Annotated in this window: 11 protein-coding genes; 2 read left to right on the top strand and 9 right to left on the bottom strand. The window is 76.1% G+C overall.

The window, feature by feature from the left end; all coding sequences use genetic code 11:
* Positions 1–37: 37 nt before the first annotated feature.
* The 6 genes from H7H31_RS23820 to H7H31_RS23795 form a co-directional block, all read right to left on the bottom strand.
* Complete coding sequence (locus tag H7H31_RS23820) at positions 38–397, bottom strand: ArsR/SmtB family transcription factor (RefSeq protein ID WP_187059571.1); 360 nt, start codon at positions 395–397, stop codon at positions 38–40.
* Between the two features lie 94 nt (positions 398–491).
* On the bottom strand, positions 492–1,319 hold the full coding sequence (locus tag H7H31_RS23815; protein ID WP_187118077.1) for a thioesterase II family protein: 828 nt from the start codon (positions 1,317–1,319) through the stop codon (positions 492–494).
* Positions 1,316–2,785: a beta-ketoacyl synthase N-terminal-like domain-containing protein gene (locus H7H31_RS23810; protein ID WP_187118076.1), complete on the bottom strand. Its 1,470-nt coding sequence runs from the start codon at positions 2,783–2,785 to the stop codon at positions 1,316–1,318. The genes H7H31_RS23815 and H7H31_RS23810 overlap by 4 nt, the downstream gene beginning before the upstream one ends.
* Positions 2,786–2,918: 133 nt before the next feature.
* Positions 2,919–4,175 carry a beta-ketoacyl-[acyl-carrier-protein] synthase family protein gene (locus H7H31_RS23805; protein ID WP_187062062.1) on the bottom strand — a complete coding sequence of 419 codons (1,257 nt, stop codon included), beginning with the start codon at positions 4,173–4,175 and terminating at the stop codon, positions 2,919–2,921.
* A complete protein-coding gene (locus H7H31_RS23800; RefSeq protein ID WP_197995969.1) occupies positions 4,165–4,407 on the bottom strand; it encodes an acyl carrier protein in 243 nt (80 codons plus the stop codon). The genes H7H31_RS23805 and H7H31_RS23800 overlap by 11 nt, the downstream gene beginning before the upstream one ends.
* On the bottom strand, positions 4,394–5,443 hold the full coding sequence (locus tag H7H31_RS23795) for a UbiA family prenyltransferase (RefSeq protein WP_187062061.1): 1,050 nt from the start codon (positions 5,441–5,443) through the stop codon (positions 4,394–4,396). Before H7H31_RS23795 ends, H7H31_RS23800 begins: the two co-directional genes overlap by 14 nt.
* 1,034 nt (positions 5,444–6,477) lie before the next feature.
* Between H7H31_RS23795 and H7H31_RS23790 the strand changes: the two genes are divergently transcribed.
* Together H7H31_RS23790 and H7H31_RS23785 are read left to right on the top strand one after the other, a co-directional pair.
* Complete coding sequence (locus H7H31_RS23790; protein WP_187062060.1) at positions 6,478–7,860, top strand: cytochrome P450; 1,383 nt, start codon at positions 6,478–6,480, stop codon at positions 7,858–7,860.
* A gap of 150 nt (positions 7,861–8,010) precedes the next feature.
* Positions 8,011–8,985, top strand: coding sequence for a hypothetical protein (locus H7H31_RS23785; RefSeq protein WP_187062059.1), 975 nt, complete (start codon positions 8,011–8,013; stop codon positions 8,983–8,985).
* A gap of 69 nt (positions 8,986–9,054) precedes the next feature.
* Here the strand turns inward: H7H31_RS23785 and H7H31_RS23780 are convergent, their stop codons facing one another.
* From H7H31_RS23780 to H7H31_RS23770, 3 genes are all read right to left on the bottom strand, one after another.
* The gene (locus tag H7H31_RS23780) at positions 9,055–9,435 is read right to left on the bottom strand and encodes a hypothetical protein (protein ID WP_187062058.1); all 381 of its coding nucleotides are present in this window, start codon (positions 9,433–9,435) and stop codon (positions 9,055–9,057) included.
* Positions 9,436–9,462: 27 nt separating this feature from the next.
* Positions 9,463–11,085 carry an FAD-dependent oxidoreductase gene (locus H7H31_RS23775; protein WP_187062057.1) on the bottom strand — a complete coding sequence of 541 codons (1,623 nt, stop codon included), beginning with the start codon at positions 11,083–11,085 and terminating at the stop codon, positions 9,463–9,465.
* A gap of 400 nt (positions 11,086–11,485) precedes the next feature.
* Complete coding sequence (locus tag H7H31_RS23770; RefSeq protein WP_187062056.1) at positions 11,486–13,291, bottom strand: S8 family serine peptidase; 1,806 nt, start codon at positions 13,289–13,291, stop codon at positions 11,486–11,488.
* Positions 13,292–13,426: the final 135 nt, after the last annotated feature.

Below are 13,426 nucleotides of genomic sequence, written 5' to 3'. Positions count from 1 at the left end.
GAAGTCCCAGGGTTGGACGGCCGGTTGGCCCGCCGCGCTACGCGTGCCAGGGGGCGCCGGTGACCTGGTGGTCCGCGTGTTGGAGGGCCTCGACCACCAGCCGGCGCAGGTGTCCGTCGCGCAGCGCGTACACCGCGTGCCGGCCCTCCTTGCGCGCCTGCACCAGGCCGGCCAGGCGCAGCTTGGCCAGGTGTTGGCTGACCGCCGTGCGGGTCGCGCCGCTGGCCGTGGTCAGGGTCGTGACGTCGGCCTCGCCCTGGGCGAGGAGCCACAGCAGGTGCAGCCGGGTCGGGTCGGCGAGCAGCGCGAACACCGTGGAGGCGACGTCCAGTTGCCGCTCACCCGGGGTGCGCTGGTGCGCAGGGTGTGCAACTGAGGGCTCTTCGCGGACCGGCATGCGCCCATCGTACGGCGGGCCGCGCGGGACGGCCCCGCGCGTGCGGGGCGGGGCCGGTCCGGGGTCGGGCCCGCCGCGCGGAGGGTGACGCGGGTCAGCCGGGTCCCGGGATCGGTCCGGCGCCGGCCGGAGCTGGCGTGCCCGCGGTGCCCGCCACCGCCGTGGGCGGGGCGGCCGTGGGCAGGGCGGTGGGGCGTGGGCGGGCCGGCGGGGCGCAGCCCGCGATCTTGCGGAGGGCCGCGTAGGTGGCCTCGGGCTGGTCCATCACGAACAGGTGGCCGCCCGGCACCCAGCGCGTCCCGCGCGCGGCCAACTGGTCGGCCAGCTCCGTCAGGACGGCCGGCGGGCAGGCCACGTCGTCGATGCCGCCCAGCAGGTGGACCGGGGGGCTCACCGGCTCCGGGGTCCAGCCGGCGCCGCCGAGCGCCGCCAGGTCGCGGCGGAGTCCGGGCAGCAGCAGTCGGATCACCAACTCGTCGGGCAGCTCCAGTTCCGGGACGATGCCCCGGGCGCGGGCCGCCGAGAGCAGCGAGTGGTCGTCGAGGCCGGCCAGCGCGTAGCCGGGTGGCCCGGGGCGGGGTGGGGCGGAGAGGACCAGCCGCAGGTCGGCGGGCCAGTTCGCCGCGTGCCGCTGGGCCATCCGGTGTGCCACCGCGGCACCCAGGCTGTGCCCGAGAACGATGCCGGGGCCGGCGAGGTCGGTGGCGAGCAGGTCGGCGTAGAAGTCGGCCAGTTCGTCCAGGTCGGGCGGCGTGCCGTGGGCGTGCGCGGCGGGCGGTTGGGCGGCGACGACCGTCCAGTCCCCGGTGACCTGGCGCACCAGCCGCGTGAACGACCTGGCCGAGCCGCCCGCGTACGGCAGGCACACCAGGCGGTACGGTCCGCCCTCGCGCAGCACCAGCCTGTCGGGTCCGGTCCTCATCGGGTGGCTCCCGTCGGCGTGATGGTGGGTGTGGGGGTGGGTCCGGAGAGGAGGAGGGCGGTGGCCGCGCCGTCCGGGTCGAGGCTGAGGCAGAGCGCGAGCGGGGCGGCGGAGTTGGGGTCGGGGTCGGGGTTGGGGTCGGGGTCCGGCGGGGTCGGGGGCGGGGGTGTGGTTCTCGTCAGCGCCTCGACCGCGAGGGCGAAGGCCAGCGCGCCGTCGGCGCCGCCCGTGGTGCCGGTGGTGCCGGCGGCGGTCAGGTGGGGTAGGGCGGGCCCGAACACGGCGGCGATGGCGGCGCGTTCGGCGGCGCCGGTCGGGGTGTGCGGGTCGGCGGTGGTCACCGCGACGGCGACCTCGTGCGCGGCGCGGCCCGCGTCCCGCAACGCCGCGCGCGCGGCCTCGGCGCCCACTTCGGCGAGGTCCGGCGCGTCCGGCACGGCCCCGGCACCGGCCCCGGTGTTCGCGGGCCCGGTGTCCGCCCGCCCGCCGCTCGGCTCGCCAGCCGCCCCGCCCCCGGCGGCGTACGCACGGGCCGTGGCGCACACGTGGGCCAGGGCCGGGGCGTGCGCGGGACCGTCCGGGGCGGTCAGGACGACGACGGCCGCGCCCTCCCCGGCCGGTGCCTCCGCGAGCCCGCTCGCCGCTGTCGCGTCCGCCGCTGCCCCGCCCGCCGCCGGTGGCGGGCACGCGGCCGACAGCGAGTCCACGCCGCCCGCGATGACCGCGTCGCAGCGGCCCGTCCGCACGTGCTGGACGCCTAGCGCGATGGCGTCGAGGCCGACGGCCGCGCCCGAGGTCAGGGTGAGGTTGGGGCCGCGCAGGCCGAGGTGGATGGAGAGGGCGGCGCCGGGGGCGTTGTAGCTGGACTGCGGGCCCCAGACGGGGTTGACCGGGCCCGCGTCGGCGCCGGCCCGGTTGTGGATGGCCACGTACTCGCTGCGCCCGGCGTGCAGCGTGCCGGCGAAGACGCCGATCCGGGCCGGGTCGGCGCCGCGCAGCGGGACCGGCGGCGCGGGCGGCGGCGACGAGGCCGGTACGGGCTCCGCCGCGCCGGCGCGCGACGACGTGGCCGGGGGCGCCTGGTCCGGCTCGGCCGCCGGGGTGACCGGGGTGGCCGGGGTGGCCGTAGCGGCCGGAGTGGTGGTCAGGGCCGCCTGCGCGGCGCTGAGCAGCAGTCCCGTGTCGCGGCCGATGGTGCGCCTGGCCCGGGCGTCGATATGGGGCGGGAGGGTGAGCGGCGCGGTGACGTGCGCGGCCTCGACGGCGTGGGCGCTGTCCTGGTCGGGCCGCCAGTTCGGGCCGGCCGGGATGGCGCCGGCGACCAGCGGCACGTCCCGCACCGTGACCGGTCGGGCGCCGGCGAGCAGGGCCTCGTACAGCGCGGCGACCGAGGTCCCCGCCGCGCTCACCACCCCCACCCCGGTGACCGGCACCGGGCTCGTCCGGGTCGTGTCCTGCGTTGGCACGTCGTACTCCTTGGGGTCTTTCGGCGGTGCGCGGCCCACGGGGTGGGGCGGTCGGCGTCGGTGGGCGGGGTGGGTCGGGCCGGGTCGGCGCGCGGGCCTGGGCCGGGAGGGCCGGGCCAGGCGGCGGGGTGGGTCAGTCCGTGGGGGCGCCGAACACCACCGTCGCCGTGTTGCCGCCGAAGCCGAACGCGTTGCTGAGCGCGACGCGCACCGGCAGGTCCCGGGCCGGGCCACGGACCAGGTCCAGGTCGCGGCAGCGGTCGTCCACGGTGCGCAGCGTCGGGTTGCCCGGCACCCGGCCGCGCGCGATGGCCAGCACGCAGGCCACCGCCTCCAGGGCGCTGGCCGCGCCCTGCGCGTGACCCAGCATGCCCTTGATGGACGAGGTGGCCGGGCGGGCCCCGGCGGCGCCGAAATAGCCGGCGAGGCAGGCCGCTTCGGTGGCGTCGTTGACCGGCGTGCCGGTGCCGTGCGCGCTGACGTAGTCCACGTCGCCGGGGGTCAGCCCGGCCCGGCGCAGGCTCTCGTCCATGCAGCGCAGCAGGGCGTCGCCGGCCGGGTGGGGGGCCGTCATGTGGTGCGCGTCGGCGGCCATGGCGTGGCCGCGCAGTTCGGCGATGACGGTGGCGCCCCGGGCCCGCGCGTGGGCCAGCGACTCCAGGGTGAGGATGCCGGCGCCCTCGGACGGCATCGTGCCGCGCCGGTCGCGGTCGAAGGGCCGTACGACCTCCGGCTCCACGGCGCGCAGGGTGGTGAAGAGCTGGAAGACGGCTTCGGCCAACTCGTCCACGCCGCCCGCCAGTACGCAGTCCGCCTGCCCGCTGGCGATCAGGTCGGCCGCCAGGCCGATGGCGGTGTTGCCGCCGGCGCAGCCGGCCGCGAGGACGTGTCGCGGGCCGCGCAGCCCGAAGCGCTCGGCGGGCCAGGAGGCGAGCAGGGCGGGCGCGTCCCAGCGGCGGTCGGTCGCGGTGTCGGCGCCCCGGCGGCGCAGCTCCTCCAGGTGCGGGCGGGTGCCCATGACGGTGCCGATGACCAGGCCGACGCGGCGCGGGTCGGTGGCGGGCAGCACCTTCGAGGCGTCGAGGGCGTCGCGTACGGCGTGCTCGGCGTAGCGCAGGGAGCGCGGGGTGAGCGTGCCGTCGTCGGCGTACGGCGCGGTCAGGTGGGGCGCGGCCACCTCGGCGGCCAGGTGCGTGGGGTAGGCGTCGGCGGCGAACCGGGTGACGGGCCCGGTCGCCACCGTCCCCGAGGTCACCGCGTGCCAGAACCGGTCCACGTCGCAGCCGAGCGGCGAGACGACGCCGAGGCCGGTCACGACCACCCGCTCCGACTCCACCACGGCCGGCGCCACCGGCGCCGCCCGCCCCTTCGGTGTGGCGCTAGCCGACATGGCCGCCCACGTACCGCGCGAGGCTGTCGACGGAGTTGCCGAGGGCCGCCTCGTCGTCGGTGAGCCGACAGCCGAAGCGGGCCTCGACGTGCGCGATGACCTCCAGCTTGTTCAGCGAGTCGGCGCCGAGGTCGTCGTAGAGGTCGGCGTCGACCGGGACCTGTTCCGGCGAGGTGGCCAGGACCCGCGCGAAGACCTCGCGCACGCCGGTACGGATGTCAGACTCGTTCAACGGTGCCCCCGCGAGACGACGGAACAACGGTCTTGGCCCACCGGTGGAGCTGGGCCCGGGTGATGGCCGGCGCCCAGTGCAGGCGTCGGGACGCGAGGAGCCAGTGGCAGGCGCCGAGCGCGGCGACGGCGGCCATGCCGGGCGAGGCCATCGCCGCGAGCAGGTACGCCGCCAGGAACAGGAAGGTGTACGAGTGCATCACCTCGCGCGCCACCGACCGCTCCTCGGTCGACTCGGCCGCGCTCGCGCCGCGCACCACGTACGCCGAGACCACGACGCACGGCGTCACGGCCAGGCTGGCGACCGGCAGCAGGTGCAGCACGACGAAGACGGCGTCCAGCGCGAACGGCGCCACGACCAGGGCGTAGACGGCCGCGCCACGGCCGAACCCGGCGACGGTCAGCCACAGGCTGGAGTAGCCGAGCAGCCGGTCGCCGGCCACGTCGGTGATGTCCTTGATGCCGGCGAGTCCGAGGCTGAAGGTGGCGAGCACGGCGGCGGCCGGCAGCACCGGCGAGCCGAGCGCGTCGGCGTCCGGGGCGGTGGCCCAGCCGGTGACCATCGGCAGGATCAGCGGCAGGACCAGGACGAGCAGCGCGAGGACGCGGTGACGCTTGAAGGCCGGGCCAATCGAGTAGCCGATGGCGATGGCGATGTCCACGACGATCATCGCGGCGAAGGCCGGTTCGGGGTCCAGCGCGAACAGCGCGGCCCCGCTGGCCGCGAAGACCAGCCAGGCGCCGACGGCGATACGGGTGAGCCGGCGCCAGCCGATCGCCTCGCACAGGGCGGTGCGCTCGGGCCGGTTGACGACGTCGGCCTCGCGGTCGGCGATCCGGTTGACGGACTCGGTGCCGACGCAGAAGGCCAGCCACATCGGCACGGCCGCCAGCGCGCGGCCCACGGTGAGGTGGTCCACGGCGGCGAGCCCGGCGAGGAACCCCATCCAGTAGTAGGCGGCGAACCGGCAACTGCAACTGCGCAGCACCAGGAGCGGCAGGGGTGCCGGCGCGCCACGGGCGGTGCTCACGTCCATGGCGGCGGCCCTGCCGGCGACGGTATGCCTGGGGTCACTTCAGCGCTCCGTATTCGGGGTGGTGCGGTCGCGTGCGGTCGGGTCGGCGGGTACGTGGTCGGGTAAGTCCGCTGCGGGGTGGGCGAGTTGGCGGGCCGAGGCGGCGGGCGCCAGGGGTGGGCCGAGCGGTGCCTGGCGATGGCACCACGGCCGGCGCGCCCGCCGGGCGACGGCCCGCCGGTCCGTCGGGGGACGCCGCTACCGCTCGCGCGGGGCCGGGCCCACCGGCGCGGGCCGCCGGCAGCGCCGCACGGCGCTGCCGCTGCCGACGTCGTCGTCATGCGTGTTCGTGTCCCCCGTACGCGCCGCGGGCGCCCCGGTCACGGGGCGGCGCCGCGCGCGGCATCGCCGTACGACCGCGCACACCGGCTGGTGGGCCCGCGCGCGGACAGATCCGCCCGGCTGGGCGTGGCGAGCAAACTACAAAGGATCGTCGCCCTTGTTCAATAGCGATCCGCCTCGCTGACAGGCCCCTGCCATGGCGCGCGGGCGCGCTCCGGGGGCTCGCACCCGGCGCGCACCGCCGCCGTCCGAGCCCCGCGACCTCGCTCGCCGGCCGCTCGCCACTCCTCGGGCGCGGGCGTATCAGCCCTGGTCACGGCGGAGTTGACGGCTTCGGCACGCGGGTTCGCGCGGGCGTCCGGTGACGGGCGCGAGACGCGCGGCGCCCGGCGGTAGGGCGGTCCGGCGCGCGCCGGCGGCGGCCGTCTCGCATGCCGGTACGGCTCCGTCCGTGGCGGTCGGCGACGCGGGGCGGCAGGAAGCTGGCACGGCCGCCGCCGCGCCGCTGTGCGCCGATCGGGCGGACCCCGGCCGGCCAGCGTTTTCGTCCCCTACGTCCGGGTACCCGACGGCGTTGGCGCATCACCCGTCACACCAGTCACTCCAACAACCCCACTCACCAACGCCAGCCGAACCACCTACCGCACCACGCCGCGCCCCCGCACCACGCGCACACCGCGTCAGCACCACGCGCACCCCGTAAGGAGACCCGCATGTCCTCGTCCCCCACCCCGGCACGCCCCGAGCCCGCGCGCGCCCTGCCGAAGGCGAGCCCGACGGACACGGCCCGGGTGGTCGGCGCGCTGCTGCTGCCCGCCGTGGTCGCGGGTGTCATCAGGCGCCGACCCGGGGGCATGGCGTTCACCGAGCGGGTGCACTGGGACCAGCGGGGACTGCGGACCATGGCCGGGTTGCGCACCACGTACGGCGACGGGCCGCTGTTGCTGCGCGTCGCCGGTCGCACCGTCGCGCTGCCGCTGGTCCCCGAGGACGTGGGCGACATCCTCGACCGGACGCCGACCCCCTTCTCGCCCGCCACCTGGGAGAAGCGCGGCGCCCTCAGCCAGTTCCAGCCGCACGGGTCCCTCATCAGCGAGGGGCCGGAGCGCGCGGAGCGGCGGCAGGTGAACGAGGCGGCCCTGGACACCCCGCAGCCGCTGCACCACCTCGCGCCGACGATCGTCGCCACCGTCCGCGACGAGGCCGCGGCCCTGCTCCGGCAGACCAACCGGACCGGGGAGCTGACCTGGGACGAGTTCGGGGCCGCGTGGTGGCGCTCGGTGCGCAGGCTGGTCCTCGGCGACGCCGCCCGCGACGACGAGACGCTCACCCACCTGCTGAACCGGCTGCGTTCGGCCGGCAACTGGTCGGTGCTGCTGCCCCGGCGGCGGCGGGTCAGGGACGACTTCCTGCGCCGGCTGCGCCAGCACGCGGTCGCCGCCGGGCCCACGACGCTGGCCGGCGCGCTGACCGCACGGCCCGCGAGCGAGCGCGCCGACACGGTGGGCCAGATCCCGCACTGGCTGTTCGCCTACGACGCGGCGGCCATCACCACGCTGCGCACCCTTGCGATGCTCACCTCGCACCCGGAGCACGAGGCGCGGGCCCGCGCCGAGGTCGCCGTCGGAGGCCACGGATCGGACCAGCCGCGCACGCTGCCGTTCCTGCGCGCGTGCGCCCAGGAGACGCTGCGGCTGTGGCCCACGACCCCGCTGCTGCTGCGCGAGAGCACCGAGCCGACGCAGTGGCGGGGCCAGTCGGTCCCGGCCCGCACCGCGTTCCTGATCTACACCCCGTACTTCCACCGCTCCCCGGACACCGCGGGCCCCGACGGCGACCGCTACGTGCCCGAGCGCTGGCTCGACGGGCGCGCCCAGAACCAGCCGGCCCTGGTGCCGTTCAGCGCCGGCCCCGCCGAGTGCCCCGGCCGCAACCTCGTGCTGCTCACGGTGAGCACCTGGCTGGCGGCGCTGCTGGAGGGGCACACCTTCCAGCCGCCGGCCCACGCCCCGCGCCCCCACCAGGACGGCACCCTGCCCGCGGAGTTCAACCCCTTCGCCCTGCGCTTCACCGTCCGGGCCGACGCGGGGGCGTAGGCGTCCGGCCCCTCACCCCTGGTCGCCCGTGGTCCCGCGGTCTGACGCCGGCTCCTCCTGAGTGATGACAGGAATGCGCCCAGCGGTTGACGACCGCGCGGGCAGCGCTGACAGAGACTTGAACACCCGTAGCCACGAATGGGAGTTCAGGTGGACCGATGGGACCGGGCCGGGCGCGTCGCGGCGTACGGGGCGGCGCTGGCGCTGACGCCCTATGTGCTGATCAAGGTGTCGTGGGTGGTCGGTTCGCTCGTGGGACTGCTGCCGGTGGGCACCGGGTTCGGCATGGCGGAGTGGGTGGTGCTCAACAGCGCGACGATCGCTATGGCGGGGATCGGGATCGCGGTGGCGCTCGCCCTGGTGCGGCCGTGGGGCATGCGCATACCGGGAGCGCCGTTGGCCTTCTGCGCTTGGGTGGGGGCGGGGTTCCTCGTCCCGGTGTTGCCGTACGCCGTGCTCAGTTCGCTGCTGGGCTCGGATGGTGGTCCGAAGAGCGGGGATGACGCGGACCCGTCGATGCCGGTCTGGGAGGCCGTGCTGATCCAGATCGGGTTTGTCGGGATGGGGCTCGGGCTGGCCATCGCGCTGCCCGCGTACGTGCGGCGGCGCTGGCCGGACGTGTTCGCGGGCCGGCTCGGGGACCGCGGGGAGGGCGCGCCGGGGGCGCTGCCGTGGATGGCCGTGGTGGGCGCCGCCGTCGGCCTCGTCTGGCTGTACTGGGCGGTGGGCGGCACCCTGGGTGTCGCCCACCGCGACGAGCGCGGCACCGCCTGGTACGCGTTGGCCGCGACCTTCGGGCTCTGGGCGCTCGCGGCGTCCCTCGCCACCTGGGCCACCGTCCGGGGCCGGCCCGCGCGCCTCCCGCGCTGGGTTCCGATGGCACTCGGCTGGCTCGGTTCGGGCTCCTTGTTCGCCTGGAGCGGCTGGAAGCTCCCGTTCACCCTGTACCTGGCGATCGCCCGACCGGCCGACGCGTCCCTGCCGGAAAACCTCGCTGTCGCGGTGGTCCTGCACCTCGCCGCAGTGGGGGCGGGCGCCGCGATGCTGCGTGCGCTCGTGCGTACCCGAACGGAGTCGTCGCGCTCGTGGCCCGCCATCTCTCCTGTACGTCGTTCGGCGAACTGAGCGCGCGCGCCCGCCTCGCACCGTGACGGCCGGGTGGCCGAGCGGGCGAGGTCGCGGACGCGGCGGGGCTCAGGCCGTCGGGTCGAGGCGCAGCCGGACCTCCATCTCCTGGTCGCCGGGTACGGCCTTCTCCTCGCTCACCGCGAAGTGGCGCTGGAGGACGTCGCGTACCTGGTGGACGGGCGGCTCGGTGCCGTAGAGGTCCACGCTGACCGACTGGGCCAGGCCGGAGTCGGGAGTGGAGCCGCCGGGCTCGCGGGTGTCCACGGTCATCGACCAGACCACGGGGCGCTCGGTCTCGGTCTCCACCGGCCGGCCCGCGTCGGGCCACTCGTCGGCGGCGGTCGCCGGGAACGCCGCGCGCAGCACGCGGAACACCGCGTCCGCGTCGTCCCAGTCGCAACCGCTGACGTGTACACCCACTCCGGCCGAACTCTGCTCAGTGCTCATGGGAGTCGGGTAGCCGCTGCGGCCGACTCAAAACCGACCACCCTCCTCGGGCGCGTCGTCTCCGTCCGTCCCGGGCGCGTCGGCGTCCGGGGCGCCCGGCACCTGGCGCGGCTCCAGCGGGCGCACCGCGGGCCCCTGGAGGACCGAGCCGTCCACGGCGAACCGGGAGCCGTGGCAGGGGCACTCCCAGGTGTGCTCCGCGTCGTTGAAGCGGACCAGGCAGCCCAGGTGGGTGCAGCGGGCCGAGACGGCGTGCACGGTGCCGTCCTGGGCGCGGTAGACCGCGCACCGGCCGGCCCCCACCCGGACCAGCGCGCCCGTGCCCGGCGCGACGGCGGCCACGTCGTCGGCGGACGCGAGGCGCAGCCGGTCGCCGACGAAGTGCCGGGCCACCGTCGCCTGCTGGGACAGCAGCGGGCCCGCCTCGCGCAACGGGTGCAGTCGGCGCGGGTCGTACAGGGCGGCGTGTTCGGGGCGCTCGCCGCAGATCAGGTCGGCGAGCAGCGTTCCGGCGAGCGCGCCGCTGCTCATGCCCCAGCCGCCGAAGCCGGTGGCCACGTAGACGTTCCGGGTTCCCGGGTGGAAGGGGCCGATGTAGGGCAGGCCGTCGGTGCTGGTGTTGTCCTGCGCCGCCCACCGGTGGGTGATCTCCGCGGCGGGGAAGTGCTGGTGCAGCCAGACGGCGAGCCGGCGGAACCGCTCGGACGCGGCGTCGGGCGCGCCCCCGTTCCCGTCGCCGGTGCCCGGGGTGAACTTCTCGCCCGTCACGATGAGCAGCCGCCGCCCGTCGGGCCAGGGCGCGGTGCGCACCGAGCGGGTGCCCTCGTCCGGCGTGATGTACGTGCCGCGCGGCGCCTGCTCGGCGGGGAGGGTGGCGGCCAGCACCAGCTCGCGGGTCGTTTCGAGGCGGGCGAACATCAGGGCCCGGTCGAAGACGGGGTAGTGGGTGGCCACGACCACGTGCCGGGCCCGTACGACGGCCCCGTCCTCGGTCGTCACCCGGCACGGCGAGCCGTCGTGCAGCCCGGTGACCCGGCTGCGCTCGTACACCCGGCCGCCCCGCGCGACGATGCCGGCGGCCAGCGCGAGCAGGAACCGGCGCGGGTGGAACTGTGCCTGGCCGCCGACCCGCACCGCGCCGGCGACCGGGAACGGCAGGTCCGTCTCGGTGACGAACGTGGCGTCGAGCCCGGCGTCGGCCGCGGCCGTGGCCTCCGCGCGCAGCGTGCCGACGCGACCGGGGTCGGTGGCGTAGGTGTAGGCGTCGGTCCGCTCCCACTGGCAGTCGACGCCCAGTTCCACCGCCAGCCGCTCGATGCCGCGCACGGCCTCCTGCTGCGAGGTGGCGTACTGGGCGGCGGCGCGCCGGCCCTGGGTGTCGCGGAGCGAGGCGTAACGCAGCGTGTGCAGGGCGGAGACCTTGGCCGTGGTGTGGCCGGTCACGCCGGCGGCGATACGCCCCGCCTCCAGGACGACCACCGACCGGCCGCGGCGCACCAGCTCCCACGCGGTGCACAGGCCCGCCATACCGCCGCCGATCACGACGACGTCGGCGCTGGCCTCCTCGGGCGCGCCCGGGTAGTCGGTGTCGGGGGTGCTGGCCATCCAGTACGAGGCGTCGGTGCCGGGCAGCGGCGTCATGGCGGTCATGGGCGCTCCTTCGGGTCCGGTCCGTGCGCGGGCCGGACCCGCACGGCACCGCCACCCGCGGCCCGGCCGGGCTCGCGCGGTGCCGACCCGAGTACCCGTGCCCCGCGATCACAAACGCGCGCCCACCTGCGTACGAGCGGACGCGCGAAGGTGCGGGACCCCTGGGGGAGGGTCCCGCACCGTGCGCGGGTGGCGTCGCGGCGGCGAGCGACGGAGCGCCGCCCACCGCCGGAAAGCGGCCGACCATCCACGCGGTCACGCGCCCGGCCACCGCGCCGGGCCGACCGCTCCGGGCGACCGGCCCGGCGGCCGGGGCGCGCCCCGCACGGGCTCGTGGACTCCGTGCGGGACGCGCCGGTCTGCTGATGCTTCTGGTGGTGCTGGTGGTGCTGGTGGTGGCTCAGCCGTTGAAGCAGAACGCCCGGCCGCCCATGTCCCAGCACTGGATCTGCCGGGTGGCCGTGCCCGCGTTGCCGGCCCGGTCGGTCACCGTCAGCTCGGCCGTGTAGGTCTTCTGCCCGGCCGGGTAGGTGTGCTTGGCCGTCACCCCGGTACCGGTCTGCCCGTCACCGAACTTCCACGCGTACGAGGCGATGTCACCGTCCTTGTCACTGGACTGCCCCGCGTTGAAGTCACAGGCGTCGTACCAGCACGAGACCGAGAACTGCGCCACCGGCGGCTCACCCACCGGAGCGCCCACCGACACCTTCTTGCTCACCGTGCCGGTCTTCCCGCTGTCATCGGTGACCGTCAGCCTGACCTCGTACGAACCCGCCTTGGCATACGTGTGAGAAGGCTTGACCCCCTCACCCGTCTTCCCGTCACCAAAGTCCCACGCGTACGAGGCGATCGACCCGTCCGCGTCCCGCGACGCCGACCCGTCAAACCCACACGAGAGCGCCGACTCCGAACACGAGGCCACGAACTCCGCCGTGGGCTTGCCGGGGTCGGCGGGGGCGCCGAGCTTGTTCACGTCGAGGAACTTGTTGGGCGAGCCGCTGCCCGGGTTGGTGACCACGCCGTCGCGCGCGGCGGCGATCACCGCGTCGGTGGCCTGGGTGGCGGACGCGCCCGGGTTGGCCTCCAGGTAGAGGGCGAGCGCGCCGGCGGCGTGCGGCGAGGCCATGGAGGTGCCGCTCATGTTGGCGTTGCCGGTGTCCGAGCTGTGGCTGGCCGAGGTGATGTTGCCGCCGGGTGCGAAGAGGTCCATGCAGCGGCCGTAGTTGGAGAAGCTGGACCGGCCGCCGTTGCTGTCGGTGGAGCCGGCCGACAGCGCCTCGGGCGTGTCGGCGGGCGAGGTGCCGCAGGCGTCGGTGCCGGCGTTGCCGGCCGCGACCGCCGCCGGGAACCCGGCCTGCACGGCCCGTTTGGTCGCGTCCCGCATGCCCTGCGGGTCGGCGTTCGCACCGCCGGAGCCGAGGCTCATGTTGATGACGCCGGGCTTCTTGCCGTTCTTGATGACCCAGTCGATGCCCGCGATGGTGTCCGCGTCGGGCCCGTTGCCCGAGCAGTCGAGCACCCGCACGGCCACGACCTTCGCCTGCTTGGCGACGCCGTACTCCTTGCCGGCGACCGTGCCGGCCACGTGCGTGCCGTGACCACTGCAGTCGGCGGCGTCGGTGTCGTCGTCGATGAAGTCGTAGCCCGACGAGGCGCGGCCCTCGAAGGTCTTGTGCGAGAAACGGGCGCCGGTGTCGATGACGTACGCGGTCACGCCCGCGCCGGTGCCCGGGTAGGCGTACGTCTTGTCCTGCTTGCCGTCGATCGCGTCCAGGCCCCAGGACGGCGGGCTCGGCTGGCTGCCGCCCTCGGACGCGCGCACCATCAGGGACTGCTGGACGTACTCCACCGCCGGGTCAGCCGCCAGGCGCTTGGCCTGGGCGGCGGTCAGTTCGGCGGAGAAGCCGCGCAGGGCGGCGCTGTAGATCCGCTCGGTGGTGCCGCCGTAGCGGTCGGTGAGCCGGTTCGCCTCGGACGTGACCTGGGCCTCGGCCGTGGCCGAGAGCGAGGTCGCGCCCTTGAGCGAGACGATGTACTTGCCGTCGATGGCGCCCGGCGCCCCGGCGTTGATGACGCGGCCCTCGGTGGCCGCGCCGCCGTCCGGGGTCGCCTGGGCGGGTGCGCCGGCCATGGCCAGCGCGGCGGTGGCGGCGAGCCCCGTGCAACACGCCGTCAACCAGCGGTAGGTCTTCCTCGCGGTTCGCATCCTGTGTGCCTCTGCCTCTCCGACTCGGTGGGTCGATCGCTCCGGTGAGCCGATCGCTCCGGTGGGGGTGGTGCTCCTCGGTGCCTGCGTGACCCGGGCTGTGTTCCGGGCTGTGACCCAGGCTGTGTCTCGGGC

The sequence above is a fragment of the Streptomyces buecherae genome (assembly GCF_014295035.1).
Classification (GTDB): Bacteria; Actinomycetota; Actinomycetes; order Streptomycetales; family Streptomycetaceae; genus Streptomyces; species Streptomyces youssoufiensis.
This window is presented reverse-complemented; position numbering and strand designations above follow the sequence as displayed.